Source organism: Sorangium sp. So ce381 (assembly GCF_051473845.1).
Classification (GTDB): domain Bacteria; phylum Myxococcota_A; class Polyangia; order Polyangiales; family Polyangiaceae; genus Sorangium; species Sorangium atrum.
The window spans coordinates 12221044-12241178 of record NZ_CP150336.1; the positions used below are offsets into that span (position 1 = coordinate 12221044).

The following is a 20135-nucleotide window of genomic DNA, read 5'->3' on the forward strand; positions in this document are numbered from 1 at the left end:
GTCAGCCGCGGACCCGGATGGCCCAGGTCAGCTTCGCGAGGCTGCGCAGCACGTTCGGGACGCGGCGGGTGAGGTTGATCGAGGGGCGCCGCTTCTCCAGCACGCGGACGGGGATCTCCTCGATCCGCAGGCCAGCGCGGTAGGCGCGGATGACGAGCTCGCTGGCGAAGACGTCCTTGTCCACGACGCAGTCGCGCGCGACCGCGAGGAGCGGCTCGCGCAGGAACGCCTTGAGCCCGTGCGTGTCCGTCCCACGGAAGCCGAGCGTTGCGCGGAGGAGCCCGTTGTACACCTGGCTCGCCGCGTGCCGCGCCCAGGGGCGATCGTCGCGCGCCCCCTGGATGAGCTTGGACCCGATCACCATGTCGATGCCGCCTGCCCGCAGCATCGCGATGGCGCGGCGGTGGAAATCGACGTCGCAGAGGTCGATCTCGTCGCAGAGCACGAAGCGCCCGCGCGCCCGCTCGATGCCCGCGCGGAGCGCGGCCCCGTAGTTCGGCTCGCCGATCGAGAAGTGCCTCACCTCCGGGTACTTGCGCTCGAGCTCGCCGGCGATGCCGAGGGTCCCGTCGTACGAGCCGTTCTCGGCGAGCACGAGCTCCCAGCGCCAGCCGAGCGGCGAGAGCCGCTCGCGCAGATCCACGACGGCGGCGTGGAGGATCGCCTCCTCGTTGTAAACGGGGATGACGATTGAGATCTCCGGCGATCCGTCCGCATCCCCGCGGCCAGGCTCGGCTGTGCTCACGGCGCGCCTCCGAGGAGCGCCTGCGCGCGGTGCGCCGCGTCGCGCCCGAAGTGGAGCGCGTCCTCCATCGAGGAGTAGTTCCAGCCGCCGTAGCGCCCGCACGAGAGGATGCGCTGGCCCTCGAGGAACGGCCGCACCGCCTCCAGCGAGCCGAAGTAGCTGTGATCGAACACGACGTACGCGTGGTCGATGCGGCGCAGGCGGGCGAAGCGGATGGCGCTCGGGGCGGGAATGAGGCCCATCTCGACGAGGCCTTCGGCGACGCGGGGGAGCAGCGCCGCGAGATCGGGCTCGGCGCGATCGGCGAGCTCGACGTAGAGGCCGGCCTTGCCCGGCGGGGCCATGGCGGCGGAGAAGTGGGAGTAGCAGCCCACGCGGTAGAACGGGTACTTCGCCTCCGGGACGTACACCCAGTGCAGCGGCTGCCCGCACGGTGTGTCGAGCGCCACATCGAGGTAGTAGAGGTGCGTGCAGCGCAGCCGGGAAGCCGCCTCGCCCACGGCGCGAGGCGCGTCCGAGAGGAGCCTGACGAGCGCGGGCAGCGGCGCGGACGAGACGAGCACGTCGTACCGGACGACCTCGTCGTCGAACACGAGCTCGCGCGCGCGCCAGTCGATCGACCTGGGAGCCCGGCTGAGCTCGATCGCCGGCGTTCCCGCGTCCCGCGGCCGCTGCTCGGCGAGCGCCCGCGCGAGCCCGTGCGTCAGCTGTCCGATGCCCAGCCGCGGGTAGAGAAACCTCGCGTTGTAGCCGAGCTCCCGATCGTTCAGCCCGACCGCTCCGGCGAGCACGTCCTCCAGCTTCGGTATCGGGACGAAGCGGGAGCACCAGTCGGCGGTGATCTCGCTCGGGTGCACCCCCCAGAGGCGGCTGTTGTAGGGGATCATGAAGTGGCGGCTGATCCCCTCGCCGAAGTGCGCCAGACAGAACTCCTCGAAGTTCCTTGGCTGAGGTCTGTCCTTGGCGAAGTGCGCCTCGACGAAGCCGCGGAGGCAGTCGTAGGCCACCGCGGGCGGCAGGCCGAAGGTGTTCGCCTGGAACGGATAGCGGGTGTACGTGCCGTTCGACCAGATCATCGAACGCCGCTCGATCTCGAGCGGGTCGGGGCCCAGCCACCCCAGCGCGAGCTCACGGGTCGCGGGGTCCCGCAGGTGGAGGAGATGCCCTGTCCGATCGAAGCGGAAGCCGGCGTCCTCGAGCGTGATCGCGTGGCCGCCCGGGCGCGGCAGGCGCTCGAACACCCGGTGCGGCACGCCGGCCCGCCCCAGGTGGTACGCCGCTGCCATGCCCGTCAGGCCGGCGCCGAGGATCGCGACGGGAACGCTGGAGATCGTGGGTCGGGTCATCGCTCGCGGCCCGGCCGCGGCCGCGAAGACACCATCTCCCTGGTGCGTCGTCAAGGCACGCTGCCGTCCCGGCGCTCCTCGGCGCATGCTGGATTTCCCGCCTTCGACGTAATTCGACGTAAGCCGCGCGGAGCTCCACGCGCGCCGCGCAAAGAGCGCCGTTGGCGCCTCCGCCCAGAGCGACTAGGTGTGGAGAGGTCCCAGCGCGCGCCGCGCGTCCCAGGGCGTCCGAGGTGCAGATGCCGATCCCCCGCCGGAAGTCCGTTCAAGTCACCGGGAGGACCCTCTACCTGACCGAGGACCCGGCGCTCCTGAAACAGCAGCTGGCGGGCGGCGAGCTTCGCTTCGATCCCGAGCAGCACGCGCTGATCGACAACATCTCGACCGACGAGCTCACGCCGGGCTGGGTCTGTTACTACTACGACGAGACGCTCGCCCGTTACTGCCTGGTCGGGCTGCGCGGCGGGCACATCGAGCGCGACGCCATCAAGAACGGCGGCTTCGGCGTCATCGTCAGCGGGCGCTCGAAGGGGTGCGGCAGCTCGCGCGAGACGGCGCCGTACTCGGAGCGCGAGGCGGGGATCCAGATCGTCGTCGCGCGCAGCATCGAGAAGATCTACGGCCAGAACTGCCAGAACATCGGGCTGCTCACGACGACCGATTTCTCGCTCCTCGACCGGATCGCGCGGGGCGACGAGATCCCGATCGGCGAGTTCACCCGCGGGCTCGACCCGATCAGCGCCGACGTCGTCGAGTACGGTGGCCTCTTCACCTACAACAAGGCGCGGATGGCCGGCGAGGTCTCGCCGCCCACCCTGGCCACGCCGCCGCGGCCGATGACGCTGTGCGAGAAGATCATCGCGGCGCACGCGATCGTGGACGCCCGGGCAGGGAAGATCGGCGTCCCCGCGGTGAAGCCTGGAGACGCGCTCTTCGCCCGCATCGATGTGCGCTTCTCGCACGAGTACGTCACGCCGATGGCCGAGTCGCTCTTCCGGGCGGGCGTCGGGCCGGACGCGGTCGTCACCGAGCCGGAGAGCGTCTTCGCCTTCCGGGATCACCTGACGTTCCTCGATCGCGTGATGCCGGAGGCTCACCTCAGGCTCGGCCTGCGGGAGCAGGCGGCCTCGCTCGCGACGGTGCAGCAGGCGTTCACCGAGCGGCACGGGATCAAGCTGTACGGCGAGGTCGAGCGCGACGGCAGGACCGTGGGCTCGGAGGCCATCTGCCACAACAAGGTGATCGAGGAGCTCGCGCTGCCAGGGCAGATCGTCGCCGGGACCGACTCGCACACCTGCATGGCGGGGGCGCTCGGGTGCTTCGCGTTCGGCGTCGGATCGACGGACATGGCGAACGCGTGGCTCACGCGCGACGTCCGCGTCGCGGTGCCGCAGTCGGTGCGCTTCAACCTGACCGGGCGGCTCGGGCCGGGGGTCACGGCGAAGGACGTGATGCTGTTCCTGCTCTCGCAGCCGTTCTGGAAGACGGGCCAGGGCATCGGCAAGGTGCTCGAGTTCGCCGGCGATGGCGTCCGCGCGATGGGCCTCGACGAGCGGGCGACGCTCACCAACATGGCGGTCGAGGCGGGCGGCTTCACGGGGATCATCGAGGCCGACGAGGAGATCGTGCGCTACCTCGTCGAGCAGCGCGGGCTCGCCGCGGAGGACGTGCGCGCGCGCATCGTGCGCGCCGATCCAGGCGCGGAGTACATGGCGACGTTCGACGTCGATCTCGCGTCGGTCGAGCCGATGGTCGCGACGCCGGGCGATCCGCGGAACGGCGTGCCGCTGCGGTCGCTCGACGAGCTCGCCGGCGGTCCGGTGAAGATCGACATCGCGTACGGAGGGTCGTGCACGGGCGGCAAGAAGGCCGACATGGACATGTACGCGTCCGTGCTGCGCCAGGCGGTCGAGCGGGGCAAGCGCGTCGCTGACGGCGTGCACCTCTACATCCAGTTCGGCTCGCAGGACATCCGCCGCTACGCCGAGGCCAAGGGCTACCTCGAGATCTTCGAGAAAGCCGGCGCCGAGCTCGTCGACCCCTCCTGCGGCGCGTGCATCAAGGCCGGCCCCGGTGTATCCGACCGCAAGGAACAGGTCACGGTCTCGGCCATCAACCGGAACTTCCCGGGACGAAGCGGACCCGGCCAGGTCTACCTGGCCAGTCCCCTCATCGTCGCGGCGAGCGCGATTGCGGGGAAGATCGCATTCCCGGAATCATGACGCAGAGCGCCTATCGCGGTAATACACACATAGTGGCCGCAATCGGCATCATGGAAAAACGAATGCTTTCCACGGAAGTGCACCGTACGCTAAGGTGCTCTTCTGTGGCGGATCGGGAGGAGCCCCAAGAGCGTATGACCGACAAGGACACGCTGGCGAAAAACAACGAAGCCTCGAAGACGGACAAGCGGAAGCAGAGCCTCTACTTTCCGGAGTCGATGCTGCAGGAAATCAAGGAGGAAGCGGCGCGGCTCGATCGCTCGCTTTCTTGGGTTGTGCAGCGCGCGTGGAAGCTGGCGCGGATAGACATCAAAAAGCTTCCGAGTGTCAATGACGTGGCTGACGACGAGGACAGCGGCGACTAACATCGCCGCGAGCCTCGCGTAAGCCGCGTCGCTCGGGGATCGATGGGTCGAGAGCTTTTCGCCGCCGGGAAGGACGGTACGCGGATTTACGTCCGCTACCGGGAAGGTCCCGGCGGCAGCGGAAGCTTTGCCAGCGGGGTCGGGGCGGGCTCGGGACGCCTCACCGCGGTGCTCTGCGACGGCATTGCATGCGACGGCTTCATCTGGAAGTACCTCTGGGACGACCTGGCCCGTACGGTCAACGTCGCCCACTGGAACTATCGCGGCCACGGTCGGAGCAGCTTGCCTGGTGATCCGCAGGCGGTCGAGCTGAGCGATCACGCCAGCGATCTCGCTGCAGTGCGCGCGTCGATCGGCGACGGCCCCGTGGTGCTCTTCGGGCACTCGATGGGTTGCCAGGTCGTCCTGGAGCACCTGCGGACCCACCGCGAAGGGGTGCGCGGGCTCGTGCTGATCTGCGGCTCGTCCGGCAGGATCACGCACCACTTCAAGGGCACGGACGTGCTCGCGCAGCTCTTGCCGCGCCTGATCGAGCAGGTCGACGCGTACCCGCACATCGCTCGCGCGATCTGGAGCCGCGTGCCGGCGCCGATGGCGCTGCGGATCGCGCTGCTCACGCGGGAGGTCGACGCGAGCGCGGTCACCCCGGCGGATCTGCTGCCGTACATGCGGCACATGGTCGACATCGATTTTTCGATGTTCCTCCACATGCTGCGCAGCGCCGGCGAGCACTCGACGCTCGATCTGCTCCCGCAGATCGACGTGCCCGCGCTCGTGATCGCGGGCGATCGCGACACGTTCACCCCGCCTCGGCTCGCAGAGGAGATGGCGGCGGCGCTGCCGCGCGGAGAGCTGATGATGGTGAGCGGCGGCACGCACGTCGTCCCGCTGGAGCGCAAGAAGATGGTCATCGAGCGCGTGGAGCAGTTCCTCCTCGAGCGCGTCATCGGCGGCGCATCGCTCGGGGCGAGCGCGCGGGCGTCGGGCTTGCAGGCTCCGACCGAGGACGGGCGCTCGCGGTCGCTGGCCGAGGAGGCGTCGTCGCAGCGCCTCGCCGAGGAGGGGTCCTCGCCGGACCATCCGCGCGGGCTCTCGAAGGACGGATGAGCCGGTGCGCGCGCGACCTGCGCGCCCCCGGATCGGCGCGCGGACTTCTGCCTCGCCTCGGCGGCGTTGGGGCGCAGCGCATGCTCGTCGCGGCGGCGCTGCTCGCGCTCTCGTGCGCGCGACCATCGTCCGAGCGCAGCGACGGGTCCGTCGGCGCGATCGCCCCGCTCGTCGACGATGAGAGCGCGCCCGCGATCGGCGCGCCTCCGACACGCCAGCCAGCCGAGCCGCGCGCGCCGGCCGAGCCGCGCGCGCCGGCCGAGCCGCGCGCGCCTCCCGCGTCGAGCGCCTGGGCCGCGGGGGACGTGCGCGTCGCGCGCGCCCTCCAGCGTTCGCCCCTGCGCGCGCTGCGGCTCACGGGCAAGGTGGCGGACGGCCGGTTCGAGGCGACGCTCGCGCTGGGCGCACCCGTGGAAGGAGCGGCCCCGCGCGAGGTGAAGGTGAAGCTCGCGCCGGCGCAGAAGAAGGCCCCGCTCGCGTTCCGGCGCCCGCTCGCGTTCTACCGCATGGCGAAGGCGCTCGGCGCGCATGTCGTGCCCGCGGCAGCGGCGCGGCGCATCGGCATCGGTGAGCTCGCGGCCCTCCTCGGCCGGGAGCCGAACGCTCGCAAGCTGCTGCGTCGCTTCGCCGTCATGAACGACGGGACGGTCGACGCGCTGGTCCTCGCGCCCGCTCCCGGTCCGCCCGGCCCGCGCTGGGTCTCGTCTCGCCGGCGGTCCGTGCGCTTCGGCGACGCGCCCGAGCTCGATGTGTGGGCGCGCTGGGCTCGGTCGCCGTCGCCCGTGCGCGGCGAGCGCGCGGCCATCCTCCGCGACTACCTGGAGGTGCTGGTGCTCGATTACCTGGCGGGCAACGGGCTTCGGAAGGAGATCGTCATCGACGTGCACGCGGGAGCGCTCAGCCTGGAGGCCAACGCGAGCGCCTTCCCGCTGCACGTGAAGGCGCACGAGCTCGACCGGCAGCTCGAGCGCCTCGTGGAGGCGGTGCGGTTCCCCCGGGCCCTTCGCGATGCGCTCGCGCGCTTCGGCCCCGAGGAGGCCGCCGCGGCGCTGCGCCCCGGCGGCATCGAGGAGGAGCTGGTGCCGCCGCGCGCGCTCGTCGAGCTCGAGGAGCGGAGGCAAGCGCTGCTCAGCCTGATCGCGGCGAAGCTCGCCGACCGGGGAGAGGACGCCGTGCTCAGCCTCTAGCGCCCCCCGCCTCCAGCGCTCGTCGCTGCGAGAGGGCTTCCCGCGCGCCGCATCTTGATCTCCGGCGGCGGCAGGGCGATTACATCACCCCGTGATCGACGTCGCGACCCTGCAGCGCTGGACGGAGGAGATCGGCTACAGCGCCGAGCTGACGAAGCCGTCGACCCTGCGCATCCGTCCGCACGAGGAAGGGGTCGTCGAGCTCCCTCCGTTCTACGTCCAGTGCACCGAGAACTGGGTCGTGCTCTCGATGTTCGGCGTGCTCGATCTGCTCGACACGCAGCACGACGGCGCTGTGGTGCCCACCCTGGCCGAGGACACCGGCCAGGTGCTCGGGTTGCTCCGTCACCTGCTCGAGGCCAACCGCGACATGCGCGTCGCCAAGTTCGCCCTCGATGATCGGAACGAGATCCTGCTGTGCGCCGAGCTGCCCACCGAGTCGCTCGATCGCTCGGAGTTCGTCGACGCGGTCGAGCGGATCATCGAATACGGTACGACCTACCGGCACACGCTGCTCGGCGCCGACACCTGAGGCGCCGGGGCGTGTCGGTGTCCGGTCCGCGCCGCCGCGGGGTCACTTCTGCGTGATCACCACGCGGTTGTCGTCCCGGTAGGTGATGTTGCCGGATTCGCCGCGGCAGTCCCAGCAGGTCGCCCACGCGAGCCGTCGCCGCACGTAGCCGTTGAACCCGAGCGCGAGCGGCCCCGGGTCGTCCTTGAGCAGCAGCGACGACGCGATGCGGTAGCGGTCTCCAGGGAGCTTCAGGAACGCGACGATGAACGCGTCGTCGTCGGCCTTTCCCGTCACGACGAGCACCTCCTCGCCCGGGACCGGGCTCCAGAGCAGCGGAGACGTCGTGAGCGTCGTGTTCGGGGGCGGGCCCGCCTCGGGCTGGCTCGCCGGAGCGCCGCTCGGCGAGAGCCGCGTCCGGCCTCGGCTGAGCACGGCGTTCGCGTCGTCGGGCTCCTTGAAGAAGGAGATCTTCCCGCCGAGGTCGCGCAGCTGCGGCACCGACGCGAGCAGCTCTGCGACCTGCTGCGGCCCGATCTCCGCGCGCCGGAACGTCTGCTGCCACTGCGGCGACGGGATCGACGCCGCGTTCGGCGCGCCGTGGCAGCACCGGAAGCCGATGTCGTCGCCCGACACCGCCGGATCGACCGCCGCACGGCGCGCGCACCGGTGATCCACGGCGCTCGCGCTCGCGGTGGCCCCGCGCACGGCGGCGGCCTTGGGCTGGAGGTTCTCGATCGGCGCGATGTCGCTCGCGGTCCACTCGCGCAGCGCGGCGCCCATGCCGACGACGCCGAACCCGGATGCGCACGACGCGGGCGCCTTGGCGCACGCCGGGTCCCACGCCGCGCCGCCCGCGTAGGGCGTCCCCTCGGGGCCCTTGCACGCGCGCTCCCACTCGAGCTCGGTGCACAGCCTCCCGCCGGCCTGCTGGCAGAGCTCCGAGGCGCGCGCCCGCGTCACCCCGGTGAGCGGAGCCTGCGCAGGATCGTTCGGGTACGGGGTGCGATCGACGGTGAAGCCGCCCAGCTCGACGTCGAGCAACGCCGGCTCGAGCGTCGGATCGCGCCCCTTGTCGCCGGGCGTGCTGCCCGCGACGAGCTTTCCGGCGGGGATCTCGATCCGCGCGGGCCCGGCCGCCGCGGCGCCGGCCCGCGGCGTCGCGCTCGCAGCGGGCGACTCGTTCTCGGCCGCCTCGAGCACCTTCCCTTGCGGCGCGGGCGCCTGCGGGGCGCCTCCGTCCGCGCGATTCTCCCCGGGCTCTCGCTGCTCGGCGCGGCTGCAGCCGGCCCCTCCGGCGATGCCGGCGGCGAGCAGGATCAGGGCAACGGCAGGCGTCCTCGTCGGCACGGTTCCTCGAAAGCGCCTCGCCTTATGTCGCAGGACCCCTCGCCCGTCAAAGTGCCCGCGCTATGCTGGCCCGGATGGGGCAGGGCGTGAGCGGCGCACCGGATCCGATGGCCTCGCAGATGGCGCAGCTCCTCGCTGGCAGCGAGCTCGACGAGCTGCGCGAGATCGTGAGGCGGTGGGTCGCCGAGGCGCCGACCGAGGGCGTGCGCCGGCACTACCAGGAGCTCGGCGGCCGCCTCGTCGACCTCAAGGCGGCGCTCGCCGAGAACCCCGTGCAACCCACGATCGCGGAGCTGGAGCAGGCGCTCACGATGATGCTCCGGCTCGCCGCGTCGAGCCCGAGGACATGAGCCCCAGGTGATGCTCGCCGATTTCCCTCCGTGGTTCCTGCGCGCCTTCGGGCTCTGCTTCGGCCTGCTGTGGGGGAGCTTCCTCAACGTCGTCATCCACCGCGTCCCGCGCGAGCTCAGCGTCGTCCGTCCGGGCTCGTGCTGCCCGGCGTGCGGCGCGCCGATCCGCGCCTACGACAACATCCCCGTCCTCAGCTACCTGCTGCTGCGCGGCCGCGCGCGCTGCTGCGGTGCGCCCGTGTCGCCGCGGTATCCCCTGGTGGAGGCGGCGGGCGGTTTGCTCTCGCTCGCGATCATCGAGGTCATCATCCTCCGGCTCCCCGGGACGACGCCGGCCCTCCACGCGCTCGCCACGTACACCGCCGACCTGGCGCTCGCGCTCGGGCTGCTCGCGGCGACGTTCATCGACCTCGAGCACATGTTCATCCCCGACTCGATCACCCTCGGCGGCGCGGTGCTCGGCGTCGCGACCGCGTCGCTGCGGTCGATGGGCTTCGTCGACGCCCTCGTCGGCGCGGCGGTCGGCTTCGGCATCGTCTGGCTGCCGTTCGTCGTGCTCTACCCGCGGATCCGCGGCGGCCGCGTCGGCATGGGCCTCGGCGACGCCAAGCTCCTCATGCTGGCGGGCGCGTGGTTCGGCTGGGGGGGCGCCCTGTTCGTGCTCGGCGCCGGCGCCATCCAGGGCTCGATCATGGCGATCGCCATGCTGCTCCTGCGCGGGAGCATCGAGGAGCCCGAGGCGGTGCGCCTCGAGCGGGAGCAGATCCGCGCCGAGCTCGCGGCCATGTCCCCCGAGGAGCGGGCCGCCGCCGAGGAAGAGCTGGCGCAAGATCCGCTCGCGGAGGAGCCTCGCGAAGGGTTCGGTCAGGCCCGCATGGCGTTCGGCCCGTTCCTCGCGCTCGCGACGCTGGAGTGCCTGCTCGTCGGCCGTGATGTCCTGGACGCGTATCTCGCCTGGATCGACGCAGGATGAACGCCGCTCTGCGCCGCGCGCTCCGGATCCCGCTCGCGTCGCTCCTGGTGCTCGCGGGCTGCGGCAGCTCGCTCCCGCTGCCTCCGACCGGCCCTCACCTGCCGAGCGAGACGACGGTGGTCGTGCCGTACCCTCCGCCGCCTGCGCGGGTCGAGATCATCTCGCCGTCCGAGCGGCCGGGCGATGTGTGGATCGACGGTGAGTGGCAGTGGCGGAGCCGCCGCTGGGCGTGGCAGCAGGGACGATGGGAGGCCGCCCCGCCGGGCGCGTACTTCGCGCCTGCCACCACCGTGCGCCGCTCAGACGGATCCCTGGTGTGGTTCGCCGGCGTGTGGCACCTCCCCGGCAAGAAGTGATCGACACCGCGGCCGAGCGATGGGAATTCACCCCGTGCCGAGGTGCCTGCCGCCCGATCGGCATCGGCGAGCCAGCTCGGCGTGCCATCCCCTGCACGGATCGATGAGCCTTGCCCCATGATGCTTGCCTGGTCGTTCGCAGCGCGCACACCCGACGAAATCGCCCGACTCCTCCGCGCCCTCGGCAAGCACCGGTACGTGCGCGAGGTCGATCATCGGCTCCACTGGTCCGTCGATCACGCCCTGGCCGAGCTGCCGGAGTTCGCGCCGCACGCGGCGGCCTTCCAGGCGCGCCTCCAGAAGGAGCGCGCGCTCGAGCTCGGCTCGCGCGACCCTTCGCTGTGGCGAGAGGCGAAGACCGAGGACGTGATCGCGGTCCTCACGGCGTTCTGGACCCCGGATGACGCGGCGCTGCGCTACCGCAGCCGCCTGCTCGAGGCGCTCGCGCGGACGGGCCTCCCCGAGGCCACGCACGCCCCCTTCGCGTCGGCCCCGAACGAGCCCCCGCACCCGGAGCTCGTGCTGCTCGACTGGGAGCTGTACCCCGTCGACGAGCTCGACGCCGACCGGCACGCCGGCGCGCTGGCGGCCATGGAAGAGGCCGAGGAGGCGGTCAACGCGTCGGCCCCGATCTACAACGAAGGTCCCGTCATGGCGGCGCCGGAGCTCTGCGAGGGAGCGCCCAACGGGGTGCTCGCGGACGATTTCCTCGTGTGGTCGGACGGGCCTTACAGCTACTCCGACTACGTGTTCCGCGGCGTCGCCAAGGCGGCGAAGCTCGTCGAGCCGCCGATCGGTTACCGAGATCTGTAACGTTCGCCCGCGGGCCCCGCGCGTCAGTAGGGATCGGGCTTCGGCGGCGGGACGGTCGGATCCGCCTCGACGGGGGGCTTGACGACCTTCGAGGTCGCCGTGGTCGCGGGGGCCGGTCCTCTCTGCGCGTGCGAGAGCGTCACCTCGAGCTCGATGTCCCGATCGAACACGAGCATCCGTCGCTGCGCGGCGTGGCCCGGCGCGGAGACCTCGATCCGGTGCGCCGCGCCGTCCTTGATCAGCTTGCCGTCGAACGGGTTCGAGGGGAGCTCCACCCCGTCGACGAAGATCTTCGCGCTGGCAGGGCTCGCCTTGATCGAGGCGCGGAGGAGCGACGCGTCGGTCTCCTCGCGTGGAGCGCTGCTCGCGGCGGACGGCGGCGAGGCCTCGGCGCGGGGCGGGGAGGGCTCCGGCGCGGGCGGCGCGCTCTGGGCCGGCGGCGCGGTCGCGCGGAGGCTCTGCTGGACGGGAGCGCGCAGCTTCAGGTACAGCGTCGCGGCGCCGACCAGCGCGATGACCGCTGCGAACGCGACGAGCGGCAACCGGGAGCGCCGCGGCGCCGGCGCGGGCTGAACGGCCGTGGCCGGCTCGGTCCGCACGACGGCGTGGAGCGTCGCTTGCGGAGCGCTCGAGCGGTGGAGGGGACGTGTGGGCGCCGACGGCGAAGAGCCCGTGGTCGCCCCCTCCTCCTGCGCAGGAGGATCCGAGTCGAGCGGATCGCGCCCTGGCAGCGACGGCAGCCTCGGCGCGCGGCCGGCGAGCCCCGCGCTTCCCGCGTCCGCGCCGTGCTCCTGCAGCTGCTTGAGCTGGCGATCGATGATCGCCCGGATCTCGGACCGCTCGCTGGCGAACAGCTCGCGCATGAGCGCGCCGAGCTGCTCGGCCGTCACCTGCCCTTCCAGGCGTTCCGCGTAGCGATCGAGCTCCGCGCGGAAGGCGGCGGCCGTCGAATAGCGCTCGCCGGGTGAATGCGCGAGCGCCTTGGCGCAGATGCGCGCGAGCTCGACGGGCACCTCGGGGCGCGCGGACCGCAGGTCCGGGATGTCCCGCATCAGGCGCGAGATGATCTGCGGATCCGACAGCCCACGCCAGAGGCGGCGGCCGGCGAGCATCTCCCAGAGGATGACGCCGGCCGAGAAGACATCCGCGCGCCGATCGATCTGGGAAGAGTGCGAGAACGCTTGCTCCGGCGCCATGTACGCGACCTTGCCCTTCATCGTGCCGGTCTGCGTCTCGACGAGGCGGTGCGCGGCGAGCGCGATCCCGAAATCGACGATCTTCACCTGCCCGTCGTAGGTGACGAAGATGTTGTGGGGGCTGATGTCGCGGTGGACGACGTTGAGCGGCGTCCCGTCGTAGTCGACGAGCTCGTGGGCGTAGTGGAGGCCGGCCAGCACCTCGCTGAGGATCCAGAACTGGACGGCGAACGGGATCGCCCGCGCTTGCTCTCGCGCGCGGGAGATCACCCGGCTCAGCGGCTGCCCGTCGAGGTACTCCATCGCGATGAAGTACTCGCCGTCCGCGAGGCCGACCTCGTTGGTCTGCACCACGTTGCGGTGGTTCAGGCGAGCGGCGAGGCGGGCCTCGTCGAGCAGCATGTCCCGGAACTCGGGCTCGTCGGCGATGTTGGGCCGGAGGCGCTTGATGACCTGCAGCTTGCTGAAGCCCGCCGGCCCCACCGCGACCGCCAGGTGCACGTCCGCCATGCCCCCGTGACCGAGCGTCGCGATGAACCTGTATTTTCCGAAGCTCCGCGCGTGCCGATCCGAGGGCGACGGCGGCGCGTCCGGCGGCGCATCCCGGCCGACCGTGGTCGGCGCGTCGCGGTCCGGGCGCCGCACCTGGACGGTGGGCGGGGGCTCGGGCGCGGGGACGAGCCCCTGCCTGGAGACCAGGGTCCCGCCGTCGAGCGCTGCCCGCACGCGCTCCGGCGGGCCCGAGGCGGCGAGCTCGTTGCTGCGGGCGGAGTCCGCCGCCCAGTCAGCCTCCTCGATCGTCCCTTTGCGCTCGCCCACCGCCGAATGGTCCTGATCCGAAGACGTGCAGTCAAGCTGACGACAGCGCGGGCCGGCGTTTGCGCGGCAGCGGGCGGATGACGAGCGGCTCGCCCATGACGGCGAGCCGGCGTCCCGCCCGTAACCGCAGCGAGGACCGCCGCGCGCTCGGCCTGCACCAGCGCGCGATCGAGCGCGCGATCCGCCGAGCGCGCGCTCGGAGCGCCGCCGGACAGAAGCGCCCGGCGGGAACGTTTCACGCTCAGAACGCCGCGGCGTCTGCTGCTACTGTGCGGGGCGTCACTCCCCCAGGCGGTCCCGGACCTCGGGAGGGTGCAGGAAAATTCGCCTGTGATTGCGCACTCTTGCCCGTGAACGAGGTAGCTCGATGCCCTGTGACTCGATTCCGCGGCGCCTGCTAGGCCAGGCGAAGGTGCGCCCCGAGGCTCCTGCCCACTACGTCAAGGAGGGGGGCTTCTGGAGGATGACCAGCTTCCGGGAGTACGCGGGCGAGGTGCGGCGCGCCGGCAAGGCGCTGCTCGCGCTCGGCCTCGAGCCCGGCGCCACGGTCGGCCTCCTCGGCTTCAACCGGCCCGAGTGGGCGGTGCTCCACGTGGCCTGCATGGCGATCGGGGGCGCTCCCGCGGGCATCTACACGACGTGCTCGCCCGAGGAGGTGCGCCACGTCGTGCACCATGCGGGGTCGCAGGTGGTGCTGGTCGAGGACAGGGCCCAGCTGGAGAAGGTGCTGAGCCAGTGGGATCGGCTGCCGCGGCTCTCGTGGGTGGTGCTGATGCGGGGCGCGGAGCCCGCGGGTGATCCGCGGATCCTGGCCTGGGAGGAGCTCCTCGCGCGGGGCGACCGCGTCCCGGACGAGCTGCTCGAGCAGCGGCTCGACGCGCTGGAGCCGAGGGGCCTCGCGACGCTGCTCTACACCTCCGGGACGGTGGGGCCGCCGAAGGGGGTCATGCTGAGCCATGAGAACCTGACGCGCTCGGCGGACATGGCGGCGCGCATCGTCCCGTTCTCGTCCCGGGACATCGGGCTGTCCTACCTGCCTCTTTCGCACGTCGCCGAGCAGATGTTCACGATCCACATCCCGGCCTCGATCGGCGCGGCCGTGTACTTCGCCGAGTCGATGGCGGCGCTCGCCGACAACCTCAAGGAGGTGCGGCCTACCGTCTTCTTCGGGGTCCCGCGCGTCTGGGAGAAGCTGAGGGCCGGGATCGACGCGAAGCTCTCCGGCGCGAAGGGGTTGCAGAAGATCACGCTCGAGCAGGCGCGGCGCGTCGGGCTCCAGCACAGCGAGCTCCGCGCCCGAGGCGAGCAGCCGGGGCCGCTGCTCGCGCTCCAGCACCGCGCCTTCGACAAGCTGGTCTACGCGAAGGTGAAGGAGGCCGTGGGGCTCGGCCGGACGCACGCGTTCAGCAGCGGCGCGGCCCCCATCGCGAAGGAGGTCCTCGAGTTCTTCGCGTCGCTCGACATCCTGATCACCGAGGTCTACGGCCAGTCCGAGGTGACCGGCGCGACGAGCTACAACGTGCCGGGCAGGACGAAGCTCGGCTCCGTGGGGCCGTCGGTGCCAGGCATGGACGTGAAGATCGCGGACGACGGCGAGATCCTCGTGAAGGGGCCGACCGTGTTCCTCGGCTACTACAAGGAGCCAGAGGCGACCGCGCAGGCCCTGGTCGACGGCTGGCTCCACTCGGGGGATCTCGGCCGATTCGACGAGGAGGGGTTCCTCCACATCACCGGGCGGAAGAAGGAGATCCTCATCACGGCCGGCGGGAAGAACATCTCGCCCAAGAACATCGAGGAGGCGCTCAAGCGCCACGACCTCATCGCCGAGGCGGTGGTCGTCGGCGATGGGCGCAAGTTCCTCACGGCCCTGCTCGTGCTGGCCCCCGACGCGGTGAAGCGCCTCTCGGCGGAGCGCGGGCTCGGCCGCGATCTCTCGCGCGCGTCGCCGGAGATCAGGGAGGCCGTGCAGCGGGCCGTCGACGAGGTGAACGGCGAGCTCGGGCAGGTCGAGACGATCAAGAAGTTCTCGATCCTGCCGCGCGGCTTCACCATCGAGGACGGCGAGCTGACGCCGACGCTCAAGATCAAGCGGCGCAATGTGAGCCAGAATTTTGCGCGCGAGATCGAGGCGATGTACGCCGAGTAATCATGCGCAACGAGCCTGCTACAGCCGTCTCTTTCGACTTCGGCCAGACCCTGGTGGAGCTCGACACCAGGCTGCTCTCCGCCCGCCTCGCCGAGCGGGGCATCGGCGCGCCTCGGGAGCGGCTGGACGGGGCGGTGGACGAGGGCTGGCGCGCGTACAACGAGGCGATCCAGCGCGGGCTCGGCGGCCACCCGTGGAAGATCATGATGCGCCGCCTGCTCGAGGCGGGCGGCGTCGAGGCCAGCGCGCTCGACGCGGCGGTCGACTGGCTCTGGACGGAGCAGCCCCGGAAGAACCTCTGGCGCCGGCCGATCGCGGGGATGATCGACGTCGTGATCGAGCTCCGGCAGGCCAGCGTGCCGGTCGCTGTGCTGTCGAACTCGGAGGGCCGGCTCGAGGAGCTGATCGAAGAGCTCGGCTGGTCGGCGCACTTCGTGGCGGTGGCGGACTCGGGGCGGCTCGGGTTCGAGAAGCCGGGCAGGGAGATCTTCGCGTGGACGGCCGAGCGCCTCGGCGCGCCGCTCGCCGCGGTGGTCCACGTCGGCGATTCCCTCGCCGCCGACGTCGGCGGCGCTGTCGCGGCAGGGATGCGGGCCGTCTGGTTCAAGGGGGAGCCGACGAGGGCTGCGGAGGTGCCCCAGGCCGAGCGGGTGGCGGTGTGCGACGGCGCGGAGGCGCTGCGCGGCGCGCTCCGGGCGTTCGGCGTCCGCTTCTAGCGCGTGTAGCGCGTGCGCTGCGCTGCGCGCTCCGGGCGTTCGGCGTCCGCTTCTAGCGCGTGCGCTGCGCCGCGCGCCGTCGTGCGGCCAGCGCGATCTCCACGGACCGTCACCCTGGCGAGCGCGGCCCGCAAGCGCGGCGCTGGCGCGCGAGGTCGCGAGGTCGCGAGGTCCACAAGCGCGTTGCCCACTCGCCCTTCCGTCCGTGAGCACGAACGTCCCGGAAGGCGCTCCGCCCCGCGCTCGTCGCGCGCGCTTCTCTCCTGGCTCTCCTCGCCCCGCTGCCCCGCGCCGCTGGGTCTGTCTCCGGATCGTGCAGCCGATGCACGTTGCGCGGTGGTTCGGGCATTGCTGGAGACCGGTTCACGATGATCGCCAACGATGCAGACATCGAACAAGAGTCCGGACGCCGGGACCGGCGCGCGAACGTTCCCGCCGCCGTCCCTCGCCTCTTCGGCGAGGTCCGCCGCGCGGACGAGCGGCTCGTCTCGCTCGTGCAAGAGCGCCCTGTGGCCACGCTCCTCGCGGTGGCGGCCGTGGGCTACCTGATCGGACGGGTCGTTACACGGCTGAGTTGAGGAGGTCATCATGACAGCACGCGATGTCGAGGCCGAACGGGAGCGCGACGCTCGGGAGATGGTGAACGACGCGCTCAGCCGACTCGACGCGGCGGAGGTCACGCGGGCGGTCTCGGCGTTCGCGCGCGACAACCCGCACGTGGCGCTCGCGGCGGCGGCTGGGCTGGGGTTCCTGCTCGGCGGGGGCCTGACGCCGCGCATGCTCAGCAGGCTCGGGTCGCTCGCGACGCGCAGCTACGCCAAGAGCGCCTTGGCTCAGGCGGTCGAGCTCGTCTTCGATGAGCAGACGCGATCCCAGAGCCATCTCGGCTCGTCGCCCTGATCCAGCAGCGACCTGCGGCGCGGTACTCCGGCTGAAGGTGGGTCGTTTGAACGGCCAAGGACGCCAAACACGCCAAGATCTTTGAGGTTCTCTTGGCGTCCTCGGCGGCTTGGCGGTTCCATCATGGGCGCGTCCTGGCCGCGTTCGCACGTGGTGCACGCGCTCTCCACGGGGCGCGGCTCGCCTGTTGCGAGTTCGCGAGGTCGCCGGGCCACGCCACGCCGGGCGCGCGTCCTTCAGGTCCTGCGGCTGTAGGTCTTGCGGATGCGGCGACCGCCGCTCTCGCTCAGCACCTCTTCGACGCTGCGGGAAACGTCGGGCAAGCACCGCACGGAGAGCAACGCGCCGCCGCCGGCGCCGCTGCCGTCGTCGAGCCGGCGCGCCTCGTACTCGGGCAGGCGCGCACCGAGGACGGCGCCGAGCAGGGTGCCGGCCGCGCCAGCGGCGCCCGCTCCAGCGAGGCACGCGACGATGGGCCCCGCCAGGAACGCGTCGAGCCGCGGAATGATCAGCGCGCCTCCAGCCGTGATCGCGGCGAGCGTACCCCCGACGAGCCCTCCAATCACAGCGCCCAGGGCGGCTCCTTCGGACGCCTTGCTGTGGATCGTCAGCTCGATCTCGTCCAGACGGGAGTGCTGCCTTGGCACCATGCTGATGTCTTCGGCCGCGACGCCCAGGGCGAGGAGGCGGCCAAGTGCGCCCGCGGCTTCCGTGCGACCTGGGAAGAATGCAGTGAGCGTCCGGTAATACATCATTCGACGAGTGCCCCTGTGCCGCGGTTCGCGAGGTGTCTCGTTCAATCCATCTGCTCTCGGAAAAGCATCGCTTGTGCCGCTCCGGCTGCGCAGATGTCGCTCGGCTGCTGGAGCACATCCCGGGAAATGATGGAAGGCGCCGCTCCGCGCGTGGCGGTGCGGCGCCTTCGCGCCCCCCTGGAGCTCGCTCAGCGGGCGCCGAGCTCGTTGGAGTACGAGCCGGCGCTCTCCTGGACCTTCTCCTGGATCTCGTGCTGGGTCCGCTGCGCAGCGCCCAGGGCGCGATCCTTGGCTCTCTCCGCGCGCTCGCGCAGCCGGCTCGTGCTGTCGCGCAGCCGGCGGCGAGCCTCGTCACCCGACGTCGGCGCGACCAGGACGCCGACCCCGACGCCGAGGGCGACGCCGAGGCCGAGCCCGACCGACACCGGAACGATCCAGTCGAGTGAGCTCCTTCTCTTGTAGGGGAACATATCGGCCATGTAATTGACGAGATCGTCTGCCTTCATTGTGGCTCCGTCGGTTCGCATCGCGTGGGGGCGCGTAACGCGTAGCCCTCAGCGTGGATTCACGTGGCTGGAACAGTGACCGGCGGGACGTGAGGCAGCGCGCATGCCAAGGGCATATTGCGCACGGAGGGGGCAGGGCAGGGGGGCTTCCCTGCTCCGAGATGCGAGCGCGGCGGAGGAGCGCCGCAGCGTTACCGGCAGAAGCCGTCGATGCAGATCTTGCCTTCGCTGCAGGGCGTCTCGGGATCGCAGTCGCCGCCGAGGTTGTCGCTCGACCCGCAGACCTGGTGCTCGCCGGAGAACGTCGCCACGGTCCTGCACTCGCTCAGCGAGGGCGACTGGTTGTCGCAGGCGTTCGGGTTCGGCTGGTCGCACGAGATGTAGCAGCTGTGGTGCAGACAGATCGACCCCGGCGCGCAGACGTCCTGCGCTCCATCCTCGCCGCACACGAAGTTGCTCGACTGATTCGGGATGCAGCCGTTCTCGACCCAGACGTCGCCCTCGGGGCAGCTGGCGCCGTCGCTCCTCGGAACACAGGCGCCGTCGACGCAGACGGCAGAGGGGCCGCCGCAGTCGTCCGTGATGACGCAGGGCTGCGCAGGGTGGGAGCAGATGCCGAGCGTCGCGTCGCAACGGTAGCTGCTGGGGCAGTCCGCATCCTCGCTGCAGGCCGGCGTGCATTTGCCCTCGACGCACTTGTCGTTGACCGGACACTGCGTCTGATCGAAGCACTGGTCCTGAGGCGCGGTGCAGATGCCGCTGACGCAGAGGTAGTCAGGGCCGAGGCGGGCGCAGTCGGCGTCGGCGCCGCACGCGGCCGGGGTCGCCGGCACGCAGGTCGCATCGGCGTCGTCGCCCTCGCAGACATAGCCGTGGATGCACCCGAGCGGCTCGCCGCTCGGAAGGACCTGATCGCAGCTGCCGGGCTGACACGTGCCATCCGGCGCGCAGGTCTCGCCATCGGCGCAGTCGTCCGGGTTGCCGCAGTACACGACGTCGCCCGGGGCTCCGCCGCTGCCCCCCTCCCCGGAGGTGCCGCTCGCGACGCAGGCGGCGGTGTGGTCGTCGGCGATGACGCACTCGAAGCCCCGGCTACACCCCCAGGTCGTGCAGTCGCCGATGTGGCATTCGTTGTCCTTGCCGCAGGTCTCGTTGATCCCGCAGTCGGCTGGCTCGTTACAGCCGCTCGGGATGCTGGGCCCGCAGTCCTCTGCATCACAGAAGTGGCTGTCGGCGTTGTCGTCGTAGATGGGGCAACCCGCGAGGAGGGGCGCCAGCACGCTCGCGAGACCCAGCAGAGTAAGTCGCTTCATTCACCGTCTCCCGAAAGCATTCGGCCGCCCGGCGTCGAGGAGCCGCGCCCTCGCGCGTGACGGTCGCGACCGGACGAGCGTAGCAAGCGACATGCCCCACACAAGCCTGGCGAGTCGCGGCGTATTTCGGCGCGTATTTCGGCCGATCGCGCGCTCGCCGTGAAGCCGCGTTCACGTCGGCATGTGGCCTCCGCGCGCGGCGAGGCGAGGCGCGGCCTGGCCCCGAGGCGCGGCCTGGCCCCGAGGTGCCGCGCCTCGCGGAGGGTCACGCCGCGGCGGCCGCTGCGTCGGGGGGACAGGGGGGCCGCAGACGACCGTGAACCCTGAACCGCGGGGGAAAGCGGAGGATGGCGCGGCGCAGCGCGACCCTTTGGGGCGCACAGGGGAACCCGTGCTACCGTTCCGCCGAGTTCCGGGCGGCTACCTCCGAACGAGGAACCCCGGCAGGCTCGCGCCTGG

At 71.6% G+C, this 20135-nt stretch carries 20 protein-coding genes; 13 read left to right on the forward strand and 7 right to left on the reverse strand.

The genetic code is table 11. From position 1 onward, the window contains the following. Position 1: 1 nt before the first annotated feature. Both WMF29_RS45815 and WMF29_RS45820 read right to left on the reverse strand, forming a co-directional pair. Complete coding sequence (locus WMF29_RS45815; protein ID WP_437326334.1) at positions 2–745, reverse strand: glycosyltransferase; 744 nt, start codon at positions 743–745, stop codon at positions 2–4. Then, positions 742–2091: a protoporphyrinogen/coproporphyrinogen oxidase gene (locus WMF29_RS45820; RefSeq protein WP_437326335.1), complete on the reverse strand. Its 1350-nt coding sequence runs from the start codon at positions 2089–2091 to the stop codon at positions 742–744. Before WMF29_RS45820 ends, WMF29_RS45815 begins: the two co-directional genes overlap by 4 nt. A 239-nt stretch (positions 2092–2330) precedes the next feature. On the opposite strand from WMF29_RS45820, the gene WMF29_RS45825 reads away from it, so the two are divergent. The 5 genes from WMF29_RS45825 (at position 2331) to WMF29_RS45845 (ending at position 7504) form a co-directional block, all read left to right on the forward strand. Beyond that, positions 2331–4313 (forward strand): aconitase family protein, encoded by a 1983-nt coding sequence (locus tag WMF29_RS45825; protein ID WP_437326336.1) that lies wholly within the window; start codon positions 2331–2333, stop codon positions 4311–4313. A 134-nt stretch (positions 4314–4447) separates the two neighbouring features. Next, positions 4448–4678, forward strand: a complete 231-nt coding sequence (locus WMF29_RS45830; protein ID WP_012241296.1) for a TIGR04563 family protein — start codon at positions 4448–4450, stop codon at positions 4676–4678. A gap of 42 nt (positions 4679–4720) precedes the next feature. Continuing rightward, positions 4721–5785, forward strand: a complete 1065-nt coding sequence (locus tag WMF29_RS45835; RefSeq protein ID WP_437326337.1) for an alpha/beta fold hydrolase — start codon at positions 4721–4723, stop codon at positions 5783–5785. Beyond that, positions 5782–6972 carry a hypothetical protein gene (locus WMF29_RS45840; RefSeq protein WP_437326338.1) on the forward strand — a complete coding sequence of 397 codons (1191 nt, stop codon included), beginning with the start codon at positions 5782–5784 and terminating at the stop codon, positions 6970–6972. The genes WMF29_RS45835 and WMF29_RS45840 overlap by 4 nt, the downstream gene beginning before the upstream one ends. Before the next feature lie 91 nt (positions 6973–7063). Continuing rightward, positions 7064–7504: a YbjN domain-containing protein gene (locus WMF29_RS45845; RefSeq protein ID WP_437326339.1), complete on the forward strand. Its 441-nt coding sequence runs from the start codon at positions 7064–7066 to the stop codon at positions 7502–7504. A 42-nt stretch (positions 7505–7546) separates the two neighbouring features. Here the strand turns inward: WMF29_RS45845 and WMF29_RS45850 are convergent, their stop codons facing one another. Beyond that, positions 7547–8833: a formylglycine-generating enzyme family protein gene (locus tag WMF29_RS45850; RefSeq protein ID WP_437326340.1), complete on the reverse strand. Its 1287-nt coding sequence runs from the start codon at positions 8831–8833 to the stop codon at positions 7547–7549. Between the two features lie 86 nt (positions 8834–8919). Here WMF29_RS45850 and WMF29_RS45855 point away from each other — a divergent pair, with 86 nt between their 5' ends. The 4 genes from WMF29_RS45855 to WMF29_RS45870 all read left to right on the forward strand — a co-directional run bounded on the left by WMF29_RS45855 (position 8920) and on the right by WMF29_RS45870 (position 11325). Continuing rightward, positions 8920–9183 (forward strand): hypothetical protein, encoded by a 264-nt coding sequence (locus WMF29_RS45855; RefSeq protein WP_437326341.1) that lies wholly within the window; start codon positions 8920–8922, stop codon positions 9181–9183. 10 nt (positions 9184–9193) lie between these two features. After that, a complete protein-coding gene (locus WMF29_RS45860) occupies positions 9194–10156 on the forward strand; it encodes a prepilin peptidase (RefSeq protein ID WP_437331242.1) in 963 nt (320 codons plus the stop codon). Further along, positions 10153–10512 carry a YXWGXW repeat-containing protein gene (locus WMF29_RS45865; protein WP_437326342.1) on the forward strand — a complete coding sequence of 120 codons (360 nt, stop codon included), beginning with the start codon at positions 10153–10155 and terminating at the stop codon, positions 10510–10512. Before WMF29_RS45860 ends, WMF29_RS45865 begins: the two co-directional genes overlap by 4 nt. Positions 10513–10629: 117 nt before the next feature. Then, positions 10630–11325, forward strand: coding sequence for a hypothetical protein (locus WMF29_RS45870; RefSeq protein ID WP_437326343.1), 696 nt, complete (start codon positions 10630–10632; stop codon positions 11323–11325). Positions 11326–11348: 23 nt separating this feature from the next. Here the strand turns inward: WMF29_RS45870 and WMF29_RS45875 are convergent, their stop codons facing one another. After that, on the reverse strand, positions 11349–13340 hold the full coding sequence (locus tag WMF29_RS45875) for a serine/threonine protein kinase (RefSeq protein WP_437326344.1): 1992 nt from the start codon (positions 13338–13340) through the stop codon (positions 11349–11351). A 367-nt stretch (positions 13341–13707) separates the two neighbouring features. Between WMF29_RS45875 and WMF29_RS45880 the strand changes: the two genes are divergently transcribed. The 4 genes from WMF29_RS45880 (at position 13708) to WMF29_RS45895 (ending at position 17102) form a co-directional block, all read left to right on the forward strand. Then, a complete protein-coding gene (locus WMF29_RS45880) occupies positions 13708–15486 on the forward strand; it encodes an AMP-dependent synthetase/ligase (protein WP_437326345.1) in 1779 nt (592 codons plus the stop codon). Positions 15487–15488: 2 nt separating this feature from the next. Next, the gene (locus WMF29_RS45885) at positions 15489–16202 is read left to right on the forward strand and encodes an HAD family hydrolase (protein WP_437326346.1); all 714 of its coding nucleotides are present in this window, start codon (positions 15489–15491) and stop codon (positions 16200–16202) included. Between the two features lie 368 nt (positions 16203–16570). After that, positions 16571–16780 (forward strand): hypothetical protein, encoded by a 210-nt coding sequence (locus WMF29_RS45890; RefSeq protein WP_437326347.1) that lies wholly within the window; start codon positions 16571–16573, stop codon positions 16778–16780. Between the two features lie 10 nt (positions 16781–16790). Next, a complete protein-coding gene (locus WMF29_RS45895) occupies positions 16791–17102 on the forward strand; it encodes a hypothetical protein (protein WP_437326348.1) in 312 nt (103 codons plus the stop codon). Positions 17103–17338: 236 nt separating this feature from the next. Here WMF29_RS45895 and WMF29_RS45900 read toward each other — a convergent pair whose 3' ends face one another. From WMF29_RS45900 to WMF29_RS45910, 3 genes are all read right to left on the reverse strand, one after another. After that, positions 17339–17857, reverse strand: a complete 519-nt coding sequence (locus WMF29_RS45900; RefSeq protein ID WP_437326349.1) for a hypothetical protein — start codon at positions 17855–17857, stop codon at positions 17339–17341. A gap of 188 nt (positions 17858–18045) precedes the next feature. Continuing rightward, the gene (locus WMF29_RS45905) at positions 18046–18363 is read right to left on the reverse strand and encodes a YtxH domain-containing protein (protein ID WP_437326350.1); all 318 of its coding nucleotides are present in this window, start codon (positions 18361–18363) and stop codon (positions 18046–18048) included. A gap of 191 nt (positions 18364–18554) precedes the next feature. Continuing rightward, the gene (locus WMF29_RS45910) at positions 18555–19676 is read right to left on the reverse strand and encodes a hypothetical protein (protein WP_437326351.1); all 1122 of its coding nucleotides are present in this window, start codon (positions 19674–19676) and stop codon (positions 18555–18557) included. Between the last annotated feature and the right edge of the window lie 459 nt (positions 19677–20135).

Excerpts from the sequence above, each read along its gene's own strand:
- WMF29_RS45910 (WP_437326351.1), bottom strand. The coding sequence starts at position 19,676 with ATGAAGCGACTTACTCTGCTGGGTCTCGCGAGCGTGCTGGCGCCCCTC.
- WMF29_RS45865 (WP_437326342.1), top strand. The coding sequence starts at position 10,153 with ATGAACGCCGCTCTGCGCCGCGCGCTCCGGATCCCGCTCGCGTCGCTC.
- WMF29_RS45825 (WP_437326336.1), top strand. The coding sequence starts at position 2,331 with ATGCCGATCCCCCGCCGGAAGTCCGTTCAAGTCACCGGGAGGACCCTC.
- WMF29_RS45905 (WP_437326350.1), bottom strand. The coding sequence starts at position 18,363 with ATGAAGGCAGACGATCTCGTCAATTACATGGCCGATATGTTCCCCTAC.
- WMF29_RS45830 (WP_012241296.1), top strand. The coding sequence starts at position 4,448 with ATGACCGACAAGGACACGCTGGCGAAAAACAACGAAGCCTCGAAGACG.
- WMF29_RS45880 (WP_437326345.1), top strand. The coding sequence starts at position 13,708 with ATGCCCTGTGACTCGATTCCGCGGCGCCTGCTAGGCCAGGCGAAGGTG.
- WMF29_RS45900 (WP_437326349.1), bottom strand. The coding sequence starts at position 17,857 with ATGATGTATTACCGGACGCTCACTGCATTCTTCCCAGGTCGCACGGAA.
- WMF29_RS45885 (WP_437326346.1), top strand. The coding sequence starts at position 15,489 with ATGCGCAACGAGCCTGCTACAGCCGTCTCTTTCGACTTCGGCCAGACC.
- WMF29_RS45870 (WP_437326343.1), top strand. The coding sequence starts at position 10,630 with ATGATGCTTGCCTGGTCGTTCGCAGCGCGCACACCCGACGAAATCGCC.
- WMF29_RS45895 (WP_437326348.1), top strand. The coding sequence starts at position 16,791 with ATGACAGCACGCGATGTCGAGGCCGAACGGGAGCGCGACGCTCGGGAG.
- WMF29_RS45820 (WP_437326335.1), bottom strand. The coding sequence starts at position 2,091 with ATGACCCGACCCACGATCTCCAGCGTTCCCGTCGCGATCCTCGGCGCC.
- WMF29_RS45840 (WP_437326338.1), top strand. The coding sequence starts at position 5,782 with ATGAGCCGGTGCGCGCGCGACCTGCGCGCCCCCGGATCGGCGCGCGGA.
- WMF29_RS45860 (WP_437331242.1), top strand. The coding sequence starts at position 9,194 with ATGCTCGCCGATTTCCCTCCGTGGTTCCTGCGCGCCTTCGGGCTCTGC.
- WMF29_RS45835 (WP_437326337.1), top strand. The coding sequence starts at position 4,721 with ATGGGTCGAGAGCTTTTCGCCGCCGGGAAGGACGGTACGCGGATTTAC.
- WMF29_RS45890 (WP_437326347.1), top strand. The coding sequence starts at position 16,571 with ATGATCGCCAACGATGCAGACATCGAACAAGAGTCCGGACGCCGGGAC.